Below are 20,265 nucleotides of genomic sequence, written 5' to 3' on the forward strand. Positions count from 1 at the left end.
TAAAACGGCGAGTCATATATACTCGCCTTTCTTTTTAACAGGGTGATTTTCATAAACTTTTACAGATTTATACTTTCTTACTACCAGCATAGAATTGTAACTGCCGAGAATATTGGCATTAAGATCCTTCGCGCCAATTTTTCAGCTTGGATGTTTTTCCAATTCCTGGGTTGAGAATGTTAGTGGGATCAGCCATCCGATAAAAAGCCTTAAGTTGAGACTTAGCCTGATATTGATGGCCCACATTATGTTCCGCGGGATATTCCGCCCCACGCTGATCAAGAATCTCTATCATTCTTTCTTTCAGTGCATGTATATCCACGCCTTTTTTTACAATGTAATCATGATGGAATACATGGCACATAAAATGCCCGCAGTAAAGTTTATGCACTAATACATCATCAAATTCTGGCGGTAACTGTTCAAACCATTCACGATCATTACGACGCAGAGCAATATCAAGCGAAAGAATATTTTCCACTTCGTTACTATGTATGGCTTGATAACGGATCGCTGCACCGGCAGCCGAGAAACGATGCAAAAATGCTTTGGCGCCTTCTTCCGGCGTACAAGCAAAGAATGCTCCCTCTGCTTGGCTGAAATAACTGTCTAGCCAATTTCTAGCTTCCTCAACCCCATCACCAGACATCTTTAATATCAAATGGTGCTCAAAACGATTTCGATATTCTTTCAAACGTTTAGGTAAGTGGGAAGGAAATAAACGACTCAATCCTTGCATCATGCGATCAATAAGATGGGAAGGTAAAAATGGAACCTTATTGGAAATAGAGTCCATTTTCCCTTTCAAGGTGAAATAATTTGGCATTTTATCAGTACCAAGCTTATCAATCATGATAAAAGTATCTTTGCCGTAAATTTCTGCAACATCAAAAATATCCCGGTGCATATATTCACCCGCCACCGGCAAATTACGGAAATTGGCTAATATATGGCGACGTAATTCCGTTAATACGTCAGTGTGATTGGTGCCAATATAAAATACCTGAGACGAAGATTCTGCCGGAAAAGTATCGAGTCGGACAGCAAACACGACCAACTTACCTGCACAACCCGACGCTTCGAACAAACGACGTTCGTCAGAATTGAAACGAGATGGCGTATCGGCATCTACATCACGCACACGTTGGGCATACTCATAATCAGACGCTTTGCGTTGACCCTGTTCTATATCCTGATCACTATAACGTTGTTCTTCCAGACAAGAGAGAATCTCTTCCGGTGTTTCTCCCAGATAGATACCCAGATGATTAATTAACTCTGGCTTACCGTTCTCATTCACTCGCCCATATAACGCCATTTCGGTATAAGCCGGTCCACGATGAACTAAAGAACCTCCTGAGTTATTACAGATGCCCCCAATCACGGAAGCGCCAATGCAGGAAGAACCGATAACCGAATGAGGTTCACGCCCCAGTGGTTTTAACGCACGTTCAAGTTGCCATAATGTACTGCCCGGCAGTGCTACTACCTGGTTACACTGTTTCAGGATTTGGATCTTATTCATGCGCAGCGTGCTGATGATCACTATGTCACGGTCATAATCACTACCGCTCGGAGTAGAACCTTCGGTTACACCGGTATTAGCTGCTTGCATCAAGATGATTTTATCCGCCTCAACACAGGCTTTAAATACACGCCACTGTTCCACCAGCGAGCCGGGAAATATTACGGCCAAAGCATCGCCTTGACCCGAGCGAAAACCTTTACGGTAGCGTTCAGTTTTATGAGGAGCAGTCAGGATATGAGATTTACCGACAATATAGGTCAAGGCAGTAATGAATTGCTGATTTTGAGAAGTCTTTGCATCATTCATAGTCTCTTCCTTATAGTATAATTACCTCTCAGCATAGATTGTTTTTCTCTATTTACTGCCGGAATTTTTCTTATCTGCAAGCTGCCTCGCTGTTTTCTTTCCTAAGATCCTTCTTCTGCATTACTAAGACAAATTGGCAACCTCATGACAAAAATAATGGCGCCAAATTCGGCGCCATTATTCTTTTTCAAACTGGATATTAAACCATTTCAGAGCATTGAGGCATCGGCTGACGAAAGCGACGGGTCAGGAATACCATATAAACCAAACCAATTGCTCCCCAAGTTAGACCCAGCTCCATAGAACTTTGTTCCAAGTTCATCCACAACACTCCAACAGTACAGGCACCAATCACAGGCAATACCAGGAAGTTGATTGTATCTTTCAATGTACGGTTACGACGTTCACGGATATAGAACTGAGAGATGACCGACAGGTTTACAAAGGTGAACGCTATCAGCGCACCAAAGTTAATCAGAGCCGTTGCAGTCACCAGATCAAAGCTAATTGCAGACAATGCTACGATACCTACCAGCGATACGTTGATTACCGGAGTCCGCCATTTTGGATGAACATAGCCAAATATTTTCTCAGGAAATACACCATCGCGCCCCATAACATAGAGTAGACGGGAAACCCCTGCGTGAGCCGCCATACCAGAAGCCAAAACGGTGATACAAGAGAACACCAAAATAATGGATTGGAACAGGGTACCTGCTACATACAGCATAATTTCTGGCTGAGATTCATCCGGGTTCTTGAACCGAGAAATATCCGGAAAATAGAGCTGCAAGAAATAAGAAACCGCAATGAAGATAACACCACCGATTAATACTGTCAGGAAAATCGCTTTCGGGATCACCTTACCAGCATTCGGAGTCTCTTCGGACAACGAACTAATGCCATCAAACCCTAGAAATGAAAAGCACAAAATCGTGGCCCCAGTAATCATCGGGATTAAATGGGCATCTTCAGAAACGAATGGTTTCGCATTCCATAAAGTTCCTACTCCTTCTCCGTTGTACACACCGTGGATCAGTAAACCCACAAATACAACCATAATCGCAACCTGGACAATAACAATAGCCGTGTTGAGATTAGCAACAACGTTAATGCCACGCAGGTTAAAAGCTGTCATCAGTAATGCAAAACCCACAACGAAGATCCACGGATCTACGCTAGGAAAAATGGCTTGAAGATAAATTTTCGCTAACAAGATATTAATCATCGGCATGAACATATAGTCCAATAACGATGACCAACCCACCATAAAGCCAACATGCGGACTAATGGATTTTTGTGCATAAGTATATGCAGATCCGGCAGATGGAAAACGTTTTACCAATTTCCCATAGCTCACGGCGGTAAACAGAATTGCGATCAAAGCAATAGCGTAGGATGTCGCTACGTGACCGTCAGTCAAACCAGAAACAATGCCAAAAGTATCAAAGATAGTCATAGGTTGCAGATAAGCAAGACCCATCATCACTACCTGAACCAAGGTCAGTGTTTTTCTGAGTTGAACACGATTGTTAGCACCAGTCTGGTTGGTGCCTAGTGGGATTACAGTATTATGAGACATGAGCGAAACCTCCAATAACTCCGATTCGTGTTATGACACTACTTAATCGACAGTTACTGGGAAGACTTCGCTTCTGCCTATAGGCAGTAGAATTAGAGGCTGGATTATATGCGGAGCTCAATGCTCCGTAGTCATCAATGCAGCAGCATGTACCGATTGGTACAAGTGCAGAAGAGAATAATTGCTCCATATTAGCGTTCCTCATTACGGCAACCGATTCTCGTTGCGGTTGCTCGTGGGCCAATTATCTATCCGGCTCAGAGTCCGGCCTCTGGTTATAGTAAAAAATAAGTCAAAGCAAAAAAAATAACCGACACATATAAACGTATCAGTTATTTTCCAGTGGGCGAATTCTGCACTTGAAGACCTGAAATAGCAATACTCGCCGCACTAAAAGTTCATTATTTTTTACCACACTCATTGATGACGCTATGGAATTTAACGGTGTCATATACATTTCTTCGACATGACTAAGTTTTAACACAACACAAAACGGGTTGCTATTCAGTTTTTACAGGTACGAGCAAAAAACAAAAATCCCCTCTGCCTGCAACAAACAAAGAGGATTATGGCACAGTTAGTTAGAACGAATGATTAAAAGTCGTAATTGATACCAATGTTATAACGACGACCATCCAATACTATATCATGGGTGTCTTCAGTTACTTGCTTCTCAAATACGTTGTAAACCCCACCTACCAAGCGTAAACCATCAGCCAAATAATAACTGGCACCGATATCTACAAAGGCATAAGACGGTGTGCCTTTCTCCATAGAGGTACGTGATAAATAACTCGACGTTTTACCACGGTAGTTAACACGAGCCCAAGTTTGCATTTCTGGTAAAGCCTGCCAGTTTAAGGTTGCATTCGCCATATGTTTAGGCATCTTATTCAAAGGTTTCCCTTTGAAATTACCGCTCTTTTGCTCAGAATCAGTATATGTATAGTTTGCAGCCAATACCCAGTTATCAACAATATCCCAGTTCATCGTCGCTTCTACACCACGCATATTGGCTTTATCAATGTTCACACGGTCACTGATAAATTTATAAGCAGTGCCATCAATCACACATTTGCCCTGAGACCTACCACTTGGATCGGTACAACGGCGTAATTCAGTAATTTTGTCTTTAAATTCGGTGTTGAATATTGTTAAACCGACATTAAAGTTATCCCGATTGTTCCAGATAACACCAATTTCCTGATTGAAGCTCTTCTCTGGTTTCAAATCTGGATTACCGACGATAATCGCAGGATCACCACCGCCCCCCGTAATTTGCCCCCAATTAGATGCCGCCTGACGCAATTCTGGTGAACGATATCCTGTAGAAACACCACCTTTAATCGTCCATTGCTCATCAACATGCCATACACCGTACAAACGTGGAGTCCAGTGGTCACCAAAGTTTTCGTCTTTATCCATGCGGATACCACCGGTCAGAGCAAAGTCATTGGTCATTTGCCATTCATCTTCAGCAAATAACGCCCAACTCCAACGGGTTAGCTTATTAATATTTTTAGCAGAAGCTAATTGATTCCCTTCATCGCGCAAATCCTCATAACGATATTGACCACCTATGCTCAATGAATGGTCATCCAACATAAATACTGTATGAGTATTGAACAAATTATCGTAATATTTCATATCACGACCAGGATTACGTGATTCATCACGCTGGAAGTACGTTGTCGACGTTCCAAAATCATAAACGCCATTATGGGTAATAGAGTAGTTATTTCTTTTATATCGACTTTCACTATTACCTGGAGATCGCCAACTACTTGTCTTTGTTTTCCCTACAGTAGAATCACGATCTTGCTCATAACGTCCCGCTTCAAAATCAAAAGTATTCTGCTCATCGGGCGTGAAAGAGAAAGTGGCTGAACCATTACGCATTTCCTGTTTATTAAAACCACCGATAAATTTATCTTCATTACGGTGAGAATACAGGCCGCTCACTTTCAGCCCTAATAATCCATCAATAACTGGACCTGAAGTATAGACACTACTCTGATGACTATTACCTGATTTAGAACGCTCCTGTAAAGTGCTATCAGCGCGGAAGCTGGTTTTCCACTCTTTCCGTACCTTACGGGTAATGATGTTAATTACCCCCCCCATCGCATCAGAACCATAAAGAGAAGACATAGGACCGCGCACCACCTCGATACGTTCTATCGCGGCCAACGGCGGCAACCACCCCTGTTCAATCCCCGAATTATCACGGTTTGGACGAGTACCACGGGTATCAACACGCTTACCATCAACCAGAATCATCGTATATTGAGACGCCATACCGCGAATACTGATATCACTACTGCTAGCGCCACCGGTAACAACGACACCCGGCACATCTTTCAGTGCATCAGTCACATCACGGTAAGCCTTAGTTTCCAATTGCTCACGGCTCACCACAGAAATAGACGCTGGCGCATCTTCAATTTTCTGTTGAAAGCCTGCCGCTGTAGTGACAAGAATAGTGTCATTACTGCTACTAGCTGCAAAAACTGAGCCAGATGAGATTGCAGCAATAACGCCTAACGCGATTTTTCTTTTATTAAAAACACCCATTCCCGATTCTCCAAGAGATATAATTACACTTTATTTATCTATAAAAATGGATAATCAACATGTGCTCAAATAACGAGGATAAAATATTTACCTCTGTGTAGTTTTATTATTTTATTAGTTTGATTATATCTTATTACCATAAGATACAAGACAATATTCCCTATTAATTATATACCCGTTATCTTTCAAGTTGCCTCTTTGTTGGCTGCACTCACCCCGATCACATAGTTAGCTATGCGCCCGGGGATTCGTTCCCTTACCGTCGCGATACATCTTGAAATCCATAGGGTATAACAATCCATCTTATTAACTTATTCCATTTACTATCCTTCGCAGTAAAGAGTGAATCCCGGCATTAACCAGATAAAAAATGTGGCTTTAAAATATGGCTAGCTTTTAAATACACAGTAATACAAGGCAAATAAACCATTCCTCATACACGACGATGCACGTTCTGATTTTTGTGCGCATTCTGCGCCTATGCTTTATTACAAATACAATTTAAACAATAAGTTAAAATGAATTCTCAATTTCTAGCTTTGAAATCAATATCTGTAAAATACCCCTCTGATAACTGTGCTTAATTCCTTACTATGTCACAAAGCAGTATTAATGCCATATACAGCCACCCAAGGTAATAATATTACGACAATATGTTTATCGAGATACCAACTAAGCGGATCATTTAATAAAAATGAATAATCAACGCATACTAAGATAACGAGAACAAAATATTTGTGTCGTTCTATTAGCTTATTGACATCTTATTACTATAAAGTATAAAACTATATTTTTATTAACTATAATAATCTATTAGGTATAGGTATTACCCAGACAAAACTGTCACTTTTAAATAACAAGTTAAAATGAATTCTCACTCACTAGCTTTGAAACCAACCCATCAACTAATACCTGGGGAATACCCTGAGAACAACGCTCAATTCTACCTTTGACACCATAAACCTGTGCCAGACTCTCTGGCGTAATAACCTGCTCAGGAGTTCCCTCGGCAATTAAATGACCTTTTTGCAACATTAGTACATGGTCACCATGACGCAAAGCGATATTAATATCATGCACAACGACCACAGTAATCATATTCCGGCGATACGTTTCTTGTGCCACCAACGCCATTACGTGATATTGATAATTTAAATCCAGCGCACTAAGCGGTTCATCTAACAATAATAACGCTGGCTTACGAATTAACGATTGCGCCAATCCAACCAATTGCTTTTGACCACCAGACAGCTGATCTAAATAACACAACGCCAGGTGTTCAATCCCTAACTGACGTAACAACAACATCACTTCTTCTTCACTAGTTTCAGAATGACGCCCTCCAGATGCCCGTTGAGCAACAATAATCGATTCCAGTACATGCAAATGAACACCAGCGGGTAAGCTTTGTGGTAAATAAACCACATTTTCCGAGCGCTGGACAAAACTCATCTTCATCAAATCCTGACCATCAAGCCAGAGCTGACCTCTCGCACGATTTAAACCTGCCAGAGAACGCAGAAGTGTTGATTTACCGCTACCATTTGGCCCCAACAGCACCGTAATTTTCCCACGGGGCAGCGGAGAAACATTCAAATCTTCAATAACCGAATGTTTCGGATAACCCGCAAAGAAATGATTAATGGTTAATCCCGGACTCATATATTCCCCCTATGACGTAAAATTATGCTAAGGAAGAATGGAACCCCAACTAACGCAGTAACAATCCCAACAGGAATAACAACACCTGGGATCAGGTTTTTCGAAGCGATGGACGCCATAGACAACACTAATGCACCAATCAGGGCACTGGCCGGTAAATAGAAACGATGATCTTCACCAAACATCATGCGGGCAATATGTGGCGCAATTAAACCGATAAAGGCAATTGGCCCAACAAATGCCACGGCTAAAGCGGCAAGAATACTGATACGCAATAACGTCCCTAAGCGCAGACGACGAACATCAATACCAAAACTGATTGCACGATCTTCACCCAAGCGCAGCGCTGTCAGTTTCCAAGCATTCATCATTGAAATAGGAAAAACGGCTGCAAACACCAGCAACATAACACCCAGTTTTATCCAGGTTGCTCTGGCAAGGCTACCCATTGTCCAGAGTACCAACCCCTGAAGGGTATCTTCCGTTGCAATAAACTGCATCATGGAAACCAATGCTTCAAAGGTAAAGACTAATGCAATGCCAAATAATACGACCCCAGACGTAGCAACTCGTGTCCAACGAGTAATCGTATCCAGCACCAACGCTGCCAACAAAGCGAAAATGAAAGCATTCGCAGAGATGAACCATTGATCGGGCACGCCTGGAATACCAATACCAGATACAATCGCCAACGCAGCACCAAATGCAGCCGCCTGGGCAACCCCTAAAGTAGAGGGACTGGCTAATGGGTTATTTAAGATCGTCTGCATTTCCGCGCCAGCCAGCCCAAGAGACAGGCCAATCACTACCGCCATCAGGGCATAGGGTAAACGGATATCCCAAACAATTACCCGTGTACCCGCATCCACACTCTCTGGCGACACTAAAGTCTGCCAGAGAGATGACAAAGATAAACCCGATGGACCTATCGTAAAATCCAATACCAGTGAAACACCAATAATCAGCACGATGAAGACCATCATCACAATACGGCGGTGTAAAATATATCGGTAATGGACTTTTACATTGCTGTCATCTAATTGTTGTTTCACCATTGGCATAGGCTCGATAGTGGCACTCATTATTTCCGTTACCTGGCTTAATTAATTACTTCTCACTGACCCAGTAAACTCCTGATGGATCAACTGCCAGGAATTTACTGTGTAACTCATTCAGTGTTTTCTGCGGATCTAAATCTGTAAATTTCTCAGGATAGAACCATTTAGCAAATACCTGAGTCGCTACCACATTATATGGAGAGTTATAGTAATTATGCCAAATCGCATAATCTCTGCCCTCTTTGACTGCGGTCAACGAGCTAATACCTTTACGTTCAGTCATTTGTTTCAGACTGGCTTTTGCTCGTTCAGGCGTGGATTGCGCTCCCAGTTTTACACCAGGTTCATTGCTGTCTGGCGCTTTTGCCCCACTAGCAATGTAAATATAAGGGTCAACTGCAATAATTTTTTCGAGGTTCATATTACCAAGCGCACCTGGTAGCAAGCCTTTAGCAATGTTTTTCCCACCGGCCAAATCGATAAAGTTACCCATATTACCGTCACCGGCAGTCGCACAGCAGTCTTCAAAAGCACCCGCTCTCAAATCGATAAATACTGTTGGTTTTTTCTCTTCCGGGATTTTATTGGTGATATCAGTCACCAGTTTTACATTTTTCTCGTAAAAATCGGCATATTCCGCCGCTTGTTTTTCACGATTTAATACTTTACCTAGCATACGAATACTCGGTAGCGTGTTCTTTAACGGCTCAGTACGAAAATCAACAAAGACAACCGGAACACCGGCCTTTTCAAGTTGAGCGACCAATTCGCTGTTTTTACCAGGACCATGACCAGACAAACCAAAAATAGCGATATCTGGATTAAGAGTTAACACCTTTTCAGAGCTGACACTATCAGCACTGGTGTTACCAATCAAAGGAACCTTGTCAATCTCAGGGAATTTAGCTTTATAGACAGCGTAAGACTGAGGGTCCAATTTACGGAAATCACCTTGCCAACCCGCGATACGGGCCAGTGGTTTATTGCCTTCAAGTACAGCGATAGCATGGAACAAACGGCCTTCGCCCAACAAAATACGATTTACATTCTCAGGAACTTCAACAGTACGACCAACTATATCGGTGACCGTTTCCGCCCATGATGCGAAGCTTGCCACGACTGCCGAACCCGCTAACAGGCCGACACTGATACTCTTTGCCATGGTTCGAGACCTCAATTTCATTTTGTTAGCCCTTTCATATTAATAATTATGGCACTAACAATAGGACAGATGAGAATACTTATCAATATGATCTACACAAATTTTAGTAAATCACGTGATTCATTGTATGAATAACGCTATGAAAAATAAAAAATACTCATTTGATCACAAAATGGGTATTTTCTTTTAATTTCTTATCAAGAACAGCTTATCTGCTTAAATAAATAAAACATTAAGATAATAATAAATTAATCGTGAATCGAATTAAAAAAACCATAAAACCAAGCCGGTAGGAATTTTTTCAAAGATTCCTACCGGCCTGTTAATCACGATTTAACGTATTCACATTCACTGATTCGCGATATCAGGAAATTTCATCTCGCTATATTTAATAAAGTGAGTTTTCCTAACTAGTTTGTAACCAAACCAAATCAACAGGAATAGTGGAATACCAATATAAGTTGCAGTTACACCATACCAATCAATTTTATCTTGTAGAAATGCCTGATAATTCTGTCCCAATGTGATGGTCAGACACAAAACAAACGCAAAGATTGGGCCAACCGGGAAAAATCCTGAACGATAAGGTAATCTACTTAAATCCAACCCCTGAGCTATATAACCACGGCGGAAACGATAATGGCTAATAGCAATCCCCAACCATGCAATAAAACCGGTCATCCCAGAAGTATTTAATAACCACAGATAGACGGTCTGGTTACCGTACATTGAACTGAGGAAACACAACGCAGCAACCACCGTTGTTGCATACAAGGCATTACGCGGTACACCACCTTCGGATAATTTGCCAAAAATCCTCGGTGCTTTACCCTCTTTTGCCAATGTGAACAACATACGAGTCGATGCATACATACCTGAATTACCCGCGGACAACACAGCCGTCAAAATAACCGCATTCATCGCCGCCGCAGCGGATAACAAACCGGCGTTTTCAAATACCAACGTAAACGGACTAACACTAATATCACCGACCTCATTACGCAGCAGGTTTGGATCAGTATAAGGAATAATCAGACTGATAATCAGGATTGCAAAAATATAGAACAACAGAATACGCCAGAATACCTTACGTACAGCACTGGGAACATTTTTCGCCGGATCTTTTGATTCACCCGCCGCAATGCCAATTAGCTCGGTTCCCTGGAAAGAAAACCCAACTATCATTGCCACGCCAATCATGGCAGAGAAACCACCGGCAAAAGGTGCATCACCAACAGTCCAGTTATGCCATCCAGCACCTTCCGCCCCTTTCATAATGCCGGCTATCATCAGTAATCCGACCACAATAAAAACAATAACCGTGCTGACTTTAATTAAAGAGAACCAGTATTCAGCTTCACCAAATCCTTTCACTGAAATAAAATTCAATAGGAAAATCAACGCGAGGAATAGTGCACTCCAAATCCAACCTGGTATATCCGGCAACCAGTATCCCATAACCAATTGAGCAGCAACCAAATCCACCGCGATAGTCACCGCCCAGTTGTACCAGTAGTTCCAACCCAAGGCAAAACCAAACCCTTCTTCAACATATTTGGAACCGTAAGTTGAGAAAGAACCGGAAACCGGCATATAAGCGGCCAGTTCACCCAAACTGGTCATCAGGAAATAAACCATCAAGCCAATTAATGCATAGGAAAGTAATGCTCCGCCAGGCCCCGCCTGTGAAACTGTCGCACCGGAAGCCACGAATAACCCGGTGCCTATTGACCCGCCAATGGCAATCATCGCCAGATGCCGAGCCTTCAATTCACGTCGCAAATGTTGTACGGGTTTCTGGGAAACACTTTTTTGTTGTTGAGACATTCTGTTCCTGTTAGCTGCGAATAAATCTGATGGCGGATTGTAACAAATCCTCACTATCAAAATAGCGAGGAAGCGCTGTTATAAGATACCTTCATAATTCAGAGAAAATTATAAGTAACACAGGTGACTGCTCCCCGCCGTCAACGGCGAGGCTTCCCACTTCTCAGGCCGCAACCGTCTGTGTGACGGATTTACGCTGGCCTCCGTGGGCAGAAACGACGAGTCCCGCCGCCTGTAACTCCATTATGCCCTTACGCTGGATATTGATTGCCGCGTTTACATCGCGATCATGTTCAACACCACAGCAAGGGCATGGCCAGATCCGCTTATGCAGCGGCATTTCCGACACTTTGTAACCGCAGCAATGGCAGGTTTTCGAGCTGGCGAACCACTGATCCAGTTTGACCAGGTGGACGCCCGCCGCTGCGGCTTTGTATTCCAGTTTCATGATGAAACCATGCCAGCCAGCATCCCCGATAGCGCGAGCAAGGGGGTGATTTTTCATCATGTTGGCCGATTTCAGCGTCTCGACAATGACCGCTTGGTTTTCGTCAACCATTGTCCGGGAGAGTTTGTGTTGAAAATCGGCGCGGGCATGGGCTATCCGCTCATGGACGGCCGCCAGACGTAAGCGGGCCTTGCGGCGGTTAGCGCTGCCCTTTTGTTTGCGGGACAGCGATTTCTGCTTACGGCGCAGGTTACGGGTGGCATTAATAAGGTGACGCGGGTTATTCACCTTCTCCCCGTTCGACTGGATAAGATAGTGGGATAACCCCATATCACACCCTGTTACACGGGTGATAACGCCCGGCTTTTCCGGCGCATCCCTGCCATTGTCACACAGGATAGCGGCGAAATATTTTCCCGTGGCTGTTCGGGATAGTGTAATGCTCTTCACTTCTCCTTCAATTTCTCGGTGTAGGCGCGCCTTTATCGGTGATAATTTCGGGATCTTCACTGCGCCATCCCGTACTTTTATCCCAACACAGTGATAGCTGGATTGCCGGCCCTGTTTGCGTTTGAACGTGGGAAATTGGGCTTGCAACTTCGGATTAAAGAAATGATCAAACGCGGTATGCAGATTGATCACTGCCTGCTGTAACGCGATGGCGTCATATGCCTTGAGCCAGGCGTATTTGCGTGATTTCTTCGCGACCGCCAGTAACGGTTTGAGGTCCTTGCGCGGATTTAAACTCACGCCGTGACGTTGGTAAGCCTGCTTTTTGATGTACAGCGCCTTGTTGTACGCAAAACGGACCGCACCAAACTGGCCGTTAAGATACTCGGCCTGTTCGGGTGTGGGGTAGAGGCGGACTTTGGTTGCTCTTAACATATTCAGCGCTCATTGAGAGAGTGCCTTCATTTTAGCCGGTGACAGGAAGATATCAACGGGTTGTGCATGTAATATTCACGACAAAGTCCCGTCGAAAGCGCGTTGATGGACGGATGATAAACCCGTTACGTGATGCATTCAGTTCAGCGGCGGCAAAACGAGAATGTGAAAGGGTTGAGAGGGAGGTGAGCGTGATCATGTGCATTTGCGGATGCAGAGCAAAACCAGACTTCTGTGGTCGAGATCATACTTTGCCTGTAGCGCAACGAGAGAAACGTGAAAAGCGTACGTTGCCAGTCAGAATACGCCGGAGTAGCCAGCCCTAAAGCCCTTTGGGCTTTTCGCCTGATATCCCCGCCCGCACTGGGCAAGGGTTTACGGCGGTTTTTTGCTAATTTTGGATTTTAAACAGAACGTAAAATTTATCGGCAATAACTGAGCAATTTTTGCAGTGCGCTAGACATATGCTTTTGCCGATGATGAATCAGGTACAATGTTCTGAAAAGTCTTAATTCTGGCACTTTTAACTCCAGTAAAGTACGATTTTGCAATTGCTCTGCAACAACTCGTCTGGACAAGCAACTGATGCCCATACCAAATTTGACCGCATGTTTTATCGCTTCAGAATTTCCCAATTCCATCAAAATCTTGAACCCAGGTAAATGGGCAAACAACAGATGATCCAGCACTTCTCTTGTACCCGATCCCCTCTCCCTTAATATCCATGATGCCTTAACTAAATCATCCAATTTTAGATCCTGTTTAGCTAGCGGATTTTCAGGAGAAGAAAAAACAACCAACTCATCCTCCATCCATAGCTGAGTTATCAACTCAGGACTATGACAGGAACCTTCTATCAAACCAAGATCAACACGGAATTCCAGCACAGAATTGATGACATCCTGCGTATTATTGATATTTAACTCTAGCGGCGTATCAGGAAAATCCTGACGATAATTTGCCAGCATTTCCGGCAACATATAATTACCAATGGTACTACTGGCAGCAATACGTAACGCTCCTAACTCCTGTTTGAATAACTGCTGAATTTCCCCTGCCTGCTCTAGCAATGCCAGAGCCTTGGGATAGAGTAGACGGCCATGTTCATTCGTCACCAACCGCTTACCTACCCGGTCAAAAAGCTGTACGCCAAGTTGGCTTTCCAGATCCGTTAATGAGGCACTCACTGCGGACTGAGATAGCGCCAATTGCTGAGAGGCTTGCGTCGTTGAACCGCTTTTCAATACCTCAGTAAAAACTTCCAACTGCCTCAATGTGATGTGCATATTGCCCCGCAAAATATGGTGTCGGTCAAAGTTAGCTTGTTTTAATTTTATACGGCAATAGACAACTTAACAAAAATCCACTTTCTTACCAATTTTTTCGATTATATATAAAAATATTATCAATTTTAATGATAACATAGTCTGCTATATGCTTATGTTTAAAACATATAAGCAAAATGAGAAACATCTATGTCTGACATTCGTACCGAAAAATCCAGCAAACAATCATCTATTCCCGGTATGAAATTAATACTTGGGTTAATATTAGCGGCAACACTTACTGCAATTTCAATATATGCCGGAAATATCCCGTGGTTTATTAATATGGGACTGGGCACATTAACACTGGCGATTCTTGCAGGGATCATTGCCGGTAATACTGTCTATCCTTTACTCAAACCTTATTGTGATGAGGGTATTCATTTCTCAAAACATTATCTTCTGCGGGCAGGTATTATTCTTTATGGTTTCCGTCTGACATTTCAACAAATTGCCGATGTTGGCATTACCGGCCTTCTGATTGACGCTGCTATGTTGTCTTCCACTTTCTTTATTGCCATTTGGCTAGGCAGATCACTCTTTGGATTAGACCAACAAACGGTAATACTGATCGGTGCCGGTAGCAGTATCTGCGGTGCAGCAGCTATTATGGCAACGCAGCCGGTAGTGAATGCCCCTGCCAGTAAAGTTGCTGTTGCGGTATCGACAGTTGTCATCTTTGGCACTATCGCTATTTTCATTTATCCGTGGTTTTATCAACTCAATGAGCATTATCAGTGGTTACCACTTACTCAGGAAACTTTCGGCATCTTTACTGGCTCCACCCTTCACGAAGTTGCTCAAGTTGTTGCTGTTGGACATGCTATTAGCGATCAAACGGAAAACGCAGCCGTTATCAGTAAAATGATCAGAGTTATGATGTTGGCGCCATTCCTGCTGTTATTATCCCATTACATTAGCCGTGCCTGCACTAAAAATGGAAGAAACCATCAGGAGAAAACACCAATGACGATACCCTGGTTTGCGGTGATTTTTATTGCAATAGCGGGTTTTAATTCTTTCAATTTACTGCCGGCTGCAACAGTTAATTTTCTGATTAATATCGATACTATTATGCTTACTATGGCAATGGGGGCATTGGGTTTAACCACTCATGTGAGTGCCATCCGTCAGGCCGGATTTAAACCGATTTTATTAGCTCTAATTTTATTTGTATGGCTGATGGCGGGGGGTTTTTTGATAAATCTTGGCATTCAACATTTGTTTGGCTGATCAGAATCCACACGGAGAAATTCCAGGTTCATTGAGTGATTGAACAATGCCATAATGACGCAAAATAAGAAGGAGAAAAATATGAAATTTGTTGGAGCACATGTCAGCGCTGCCGGCGGAGTTGATCAAGCGGTTATTCGGGCACACGAATTAAAAGCTACCGCCTTTGCCCTATTTACAAAAAATCAGCGCCAGTGGCATGCTCCACCTTTAGCCGCTGATGTTATCGATAAATTTAAAGAAAATTGTGAACGTTATGGATATGGCAGCCGACAAATTCTCCCTCACGACAGTTATCTGATTAATCTTGGTCACCCAGAAATTGAAGCACTGGAAAAATCCCGACTGGCTTTTATTGATGAGATGCAACGTTGCGAACAATTAGGGATCGATTTATTGAATTTCCATCCTGGCAGCCATCTCAATAAAATAGATGTGGATAAATGCCTGGCGCGTATTGCAGAATCTATTAATATTGCTCTCAATAAAACCCAGGGAGTCACTGCTGTTATCGAAAATACGGCAGGTCAAGGTACTAATCTGGGTTTCAAATTTGAACATCTGGCAGCAATTATTGATGGAGTTGAAGATAAAAGCCGAGTGGGTGTCTGTATTGATACCTGTCACGCCTTTGCTGCTGGTTACGATTTACGTACAGACGATGTTTGTAAACAAACTTTTCAACAGTTTGAAAAAATTGTTGGCTTTCAATATTTATGCGGAATGCATTTAAATGATGCCAAAAGTGAATTCGCCAGCCGTGTTGACCGACATCATAGCCTTGGAGAAGGAAATATTGGTAAGACACCTTTCAGTTATATTATGAAAGATGCTCGTTTTGATGGTATTCCACTCATCCTTGAAACAATAAACCCAGATATTTGGCCGCAAGAAATTGCCTGGCTGAAATTACAACAAAATTAATTATTCTTTAATTAAAGCATTATCTAACGGGTATCAGTTCCACTTTAGCCATCATGGCAGCTAATTCAGGACGATTACTGATACCCACATTAGGCTGGCTAACGGCAAGTGCAGATACAGCGGTCGCTAATCGCAACGTGTGTTCACTGGATTCCCGCATCAGCAAACCATAAACCAAGCCACCAACCATTGAATCACCAGCCCCAACAGTGCTAACGACTTTACAATGCGGTGGTTTCGCCAACCATGCTCCAGACGCATTAACCCATAATGCCCCCTGCTCACCCAAGGATATGACAACATGAGCAATTCCCTGATCCCTAAGTTGATGTGCCGCTATGATGATATCGGATAACTCAGGTAACAGACGCCCCGCCCATACTTCAAGCTCATGGCGATTCGGCTTCACTAACCAAGGGGAGGCTTTTAACCCTGCAACCAATGCTTCACGGCTGCTGTCAAAAATAATGCAAGGACAAAGCTGACGTAGACAAGCCATCCAGTCGGTAAACGATTCAGCAGAGATACCAGCCGGTAAGCTACCACTCACAACAACCATATCAAACTGTCCAAGCCATGAAAGCGAATCATTAACAAATCCCGACCATTCAGCTTCACCGACATAAAAACCAGTGAAGTTAAAATCTGTCACTTCACCGTTTTCTTCTGTCAATTTGACATTAATCCGTGTTCTGCCCGGTACTAAATGAAAACGATTTACCATACCATTTTCATTGAAGAATTGTTGAAATCCTTCCTGATTTTCCTTACCCAAAAAACCACTCACCGTGACATCAATACCTAAGTCACGCAAAACTTTAGCAACATTATTGCCTTTCCCAGCAGCATGTAGTCCAGCGGTTTGCACTCTGTTGATCGCCCCCTTGACGATTTCCGAGCACAATCCTACCAAATCATAAGCAGGGTTTAAGGTGATAGTGGCAACTCTACGGCTCATTTTGCCCGATGTCTCCTAAGTAGATAATCATCATCATTACTATAAATTTTCAGTTCTATTTATATCACTAAAATTGAATCGTTTCAGTTAAATTCCATGCTTTATTGATCGTTGTCTTAAATTGATTTCCGGATAAGAATAGCATTGAATTTTTCTCAAAAAGAATTGTTAATTTATTGAAATTTAAATAAAAGGAATAAACCAAATGTCTGTCATTGTGGGTGTTGGCGTTGTTATTGTGAACGAACATGGTCAAGTATTACTCGGAAAACGTAGCAGTAAACATGCTCCATACTGGTCAATCTTTGGTGGTCATGTTGATGCCGGAGAAACTTTTGAGCAATGTGCAATCCGTGAAATTGCAGAAGAAACGGGTCTGACGATTCAATCACCAAAGGTCTATGGTATTTGTAATAACCTTCAGACTTACCAACAGGAAGGAAAACATACTATTTCAGTATGTTTACTAGCAAAATATCCAGGTGGTGAACCAAAATTGATGGAACCAGAAAAATGTGAACAGTTCATGTGGTGCGATCCCGATAATCTTCCTGAACCTCATTTTGAGGCCAGCCGGAATGCAATAAAAATGTGGCAAGAAAATAAATTTTATCTTACCGAATGAACTAACTTATGTTATTTCAATTTCAAATAATCCCTTATGGCATCTATTTACACTCTACAGACAAAAATGTATCTTTGAGCTAGTACAAAGAAACAATATACCAGCGGAGTTAATATGTCCATTGAGACAATTCAAAGTTTAAAACGCCCTCCCATACTGGGTGGTGCAATGATAATTGCCGGAACTGCTGTCGGTGCAGGAATGTTCTCTACTCCCATAGCGACTTCTGGTGTCTGGTTTACTGGCTCAATTATTCTGCTGGTTTACACATGGATGTGTATGTATTTTTCCGGCTTAATGATACTAGAAACCAACCTGAACTACCCATCAGGCGCAAGCTTCCATACCATGACTAAAGATTTACTCGGTAAAGGATGGAATGCAATCAATGGTATCTCTATTACATTCGTACTTTATATATTAACCTACGCCTATATTTCAGCAGGTGGCTCAATTATTGCCCTCAATTTTAAAAATATTATTCCGATATCACAGGCAAATGCTGGCTTTATTTTCGCCTTTATCGTTGCATTTATTGTCTGGTTATCAACTACAGCCGTCGATCGTCTGAGTACAATTTTAATCGGGGGTATGGTTATTACTTTTTTTATGTCGGTCGGCGGTATGTTTACCGAAGTTAAATATGCCATTTTGTTTAATCAAACGGATGCTATATCAAACGACACCGCAACAAATTATATGCCTTACGCTTTAGCCGCTCTACCTTATTTACTCGTTTCATTCGGATATCACGGCAACATCCCAAGTTTAGTAAAATATTACCATAAAGATAGCAAAGCCGTTATTCGCAGTCTGTTATTCGGCACGTTAATCGCATTAGCTATTTACATCTTGTGGCAATATGTCATTCAAGGAAATATTCCCCGCGAAACATTTAAACAGATTATTGCTGATGGCGGGAATATTGGTGATTTATTAAAACACATGGATAATACAATAAACAGTACAACCGTTCACCAGCTTCTCAATGCTTTCTTTTATATGGCATTAGCAAGTTCATTTCTTGGTGTCTCTTTAGGGCTATTTGATTACATAGCCGACTTCTTCGATTTTAAAGATAACAACACCGGCCGATTAAAATCTGCATTAGTGACATTTATTCCACCAACAGCACTCGCTTTGCTGTCCCCCAATGGTTTTCTATATGCTATTGGTTTCGCTGGATTCGCTGCAACCATCTGGGCTGTCATTATTCCAGCACTTATGGCTCGGGCAAGTCGCCAACGCTTCCCTGAGGCCAGTTACCGAGCACCAGGCGGGAAATTCCTCATTGGGTTCGTCATTCTGTTTGGTTTGATAAATGCTATAGCTCATATTTTGTCCTCTCTTGATTTATTACCTGTGTATCGTTGATATATAAGGCATTCTTACTACAACCCCAATGTAAAAAAACAGTGGGGTTTTTTAATCCTTACTTGCCTAATGTCTTGACTGCGAGTAATTTTGTCGCCGATTATTCTCTTGCGGTTTTATGGAAGGTTACATATGGCTAAAGCCAACGAAATTAAACGCGGTAGCGCCGTCAGTTATAATGGTAAGTTACTGCTGGTCAAAGATATTGATATTCAAGCGCCAAGCGCCCGGGGAGCTAGCACATTATATAAAATGCGCTTTACTGATATCCGCACCGGTCAGAAAGTGGAAGAACGTTTCAAAGGCGATGATATCCTTGATACGATCAGCCTAACTCGTCGTAGCGTTAACTTTTCCTACATTGATGGCGATGAATATGTTTTCATGGATGATGAAGATTTCACACCTTATCACTTTAAAAAGGAACAAATCGCAGAAGAACTGTTATTTATTCCTGAAGGTGGCCTGCTGGGTATGCAAGTTCTGACAATAGAGGGACAAGTCATTGCCCTTGAACTACCACAAACAGTCGATATGGTTATTGAAGAGACGGCCCCTGGAATTAAAGGCGCCTCAGCCAGTGCACGGACAAAACCTGCCAAAATGAGCACCGGACTCACCGTGCAAGTACCTGAATATATCAGTAGCGGGGAAAAAATCCGTATTCATATTGCAGAACGTCGCTATATGGGACGTTGCGATTAACAATATTAGCTAATTCTGAGTTGCCCGGTATAAAACAGGGCAACTCACTTTTTACTTATTCCATTCATTAAATCTGTCACTCATTCATT

The 20,265-nt window shown here is 42.5% G+C and carries 15 protein-coding genes and 1 pseudogene; 6 read left to right on the top strand and 10 right to left on the bottom strand.

The genetic code is table 11. The annotated features are described in order from the left end of the window. Positions 1-118: 118 nt before the first annotated feature. The 8 genes from dld to D3222_RS11485 form a co-directional block, all read right to left on the bottom strand. Positions 119-1,834, bottom strand: a complete 1,716-nt coding sequence (dld, locus tag D3222_RS11445) for a D-lactate dehydrogenase (protein WP_118986268.1) — start codon at positions 1,832-1,834, stop codon at positions 119-121. Positions 1,835-2,033: 199 nt separating this feature from the next. After that, positions 2,034-3,416, bottom strand: a complete 1,383-nt coding sequence (locus D3222_RS11450) for an APC family permease (RefSeq protein WP_118986269.1) — start codon at positions 3,414-3,416, stop codon at positions 2,034-2,036. A 594-nt stretch (positions 3,417-4,010) separates the two neighbouring features. Then, positions 4,011-5,990 carry a ligand-gated channel protein gene (locus tag D3222_RS11460; RefSeq protein WP_118986271.1) on the bottom strand — a complete coding sequence of 660 codons (1,980 nt, stop codon included), beginning with the start codon at positions 5,988-5,990 and terminating at the stop codon, positions 4,011-4,013. Positions 5,991-6,851: 861 nt separating this feature from the next. Then, positions 6,852-7,652, bottom strand: a complete 801-nt coding sequence (locus tag D3222_RS11465; protein WP_118986272.1) for an ABC transporter ATP-binding protein — start codon at positions 7,650-7,652, stop codon at positions 6,852-6,854. Continuing rightward, positions 7,649-8,734 carry a FecCD family ABC transporter permease gene (locus D3222_RS11470; RefSeq protein ID WP_118986273.1) on the bottom strand — a complete coding sequence of 362 codons (1,086 nt, stop codon included), beginning with the start codon at positions 8,732-8,734 and terminating at the stop codon, positions 7,649-7,651. Before D3222_RS11470 ends, D3222_RS11465 begins: the two co-directional genes overlap by 4 nt. A 25-nt stretch (positions 8,735-8,759) precedes the next feature. Further along, positions 8,760-9,893: an ABC transporter substrate-binding protein gene (locus D3222_RS11475; RefSeq protein ID WP_118986274.1), complete on the bottom strand. Its 1,134-nt coding sequence runs from the start codon at positions 9,891-9,893 to the stop codon at positions 8,760-8,762. A gap of 327 nt (positions 9,894-10,220) precedes the next feature. Then, the gene (locus D3222_RS11480) at positions 10,221-11,699 is read right to left on the bottom strand and encodes an amino acid permease (RefSeq protein ID WP_118986275.1); all 1,479 of its coding nucleotides are present in this window, start codon (positions 11,697-11,699) and stop codon (positions 10,221-10,223) included. 163 nt (positions 11,700-11,862) lie between these two features. Next, entirely contained in the window at positions 11,863-13,032 is a 1,170-nt protein-coding gene (locus tag D3222_RS11485; protein WP_118986276.1) for an RNA-guided endonuclease InsQ/TnpB family protein, read from the bottom strand. A gap of 59 nt (positions 13,033-13,091) precedes the next feature. On the opposite strand from D3222_RS11485, the pseudogene D3222_RS11490 reads away from it, so the two are divergent. Continuing rightward, positions 13,092-13,312 (top strand): annotated as a pseudogene (locus D3222_RS11490) (transposase); the annotation flags it as partial. A 142-nt stretch (positions 13,313-13,454) separates the two neighbouring features. On the opposite strand, the gene yieE reads toward D3222_RS11490, so the two are convergent. Continuing rightward, positions 13,455-14,318: a DNA-binding transcriptional regulator YeiE gene (gene yieE, locus D3222_RS11495; protein ID WP_118986277.1), complete on the bottom strand. Its 864-nt coding sequence runs from the start codon at positions 14,316-14,318 to the stop codon at positions 13,455-13,457. 189 nt (positions 14,319-14,507) lie between these two features. Between yieE and D3222_RS11500 the strand changes: the two genes are divergently transcribed. Both D3222_RS11500 and nfo read left to right on the top strand, forming a co-directional pair. Continuing rightward, on the top strand, positions 14,508-15,590 hold the full coding sequence (locus D3222_RS11500; protein ID WP_118986278.1) for a YeiH family protein: 1,083 nt from the start codon (positions 14,508-14,510) through the stop codon (positions 15,588-15,590). Between the two features lie 81 nt (positions 15,591-15,671). Next, positions 15,672-16,514, top strand: coding sequence for a deoxyribonuclease IV (gene nfo / locus D3222_RS11505; RefSeq protein ID WP_118986279.1), 843 nt, complete (start codon positions 15,672-15,674; stop codon positions 16,512-16,514). A 19-nt stretch (positions 16,515-16,533) separates the two neighbouring features. Here nfo and fruK read toward each other — a convergent pair whose 3' ends face one another. Then, the gene (fruK, locus tag D3222_RS11510) at positions 16,534-17,472 is read right to left on the bottom strand and encodes a 1-phosphofructokinase (RefSeq protein ID WP_118986280.1); all 939 of its coding nucleotides are present in this window, start codon (positions 17,470-17,472) and stop codon (positions 16,534-16,536) included. Between the two features lie 205 nt (positions 17,473-17,677). Between fruK and D3222_RS11515 the strand changes: the two genes are divergently transcribed. The 3 genes from D3222_RS11515 to yeiP all read left to right on the top strand — a co-directional run bounded on the left by D3222_RS11515 (position 17,678) and on the right by yeiP (position 20,176). Then, positions 17,678-18,097, top strand: a complete 420-nt coding sequence (locus D3222_RS11515) for a nucleotide triphosphate diphosphatase NUDT15 (RefSeq protein ID WP_118986281.1) — start codon at positions 17,678-17,680, stop codon at positions 18,095-18,097. A 114-nt stretch (positions 18,098-18,211) separates the two neighbouring features. Further along, positions 18,212-19,471 (top strand): tryptophan permease, encoded by a 1,260-nt coding sequence (gene mtr / locus D3222_RS11520; RefSeq protein WP_118986282.1) that lies wholly within the window; start codon positions 18,212-18,214, stop codon positions 19,469-19,471. Positions 19,472-19,603: 132 nt separating this feature from the next. After that, on the top strand, positions 19,604-20,176 hold the full coding sequence (gene yeiP / locus D3222_RS11525; protein WP_118986283.1) for an elongation factor P-like protein YeiP: 573 nt from the start codon (positions 19,604-19,606) through the stop codon (positions 20,174-20,176). Positions 20,177-20,265: the final 89 nt, after the last annotated feature.

The sequence above is a fragment of the Photorhabdus sp. CRCIA-P01 genome (assembly GCF_003545805.1).
GTDB classification, from domain to species: Bacteria; Pseudomonadota; Gammaproteobacteria; order Enterobacterales; family Enterobacteriaceae; genus Photorhabdus; species Photorhabdus antumapuensis.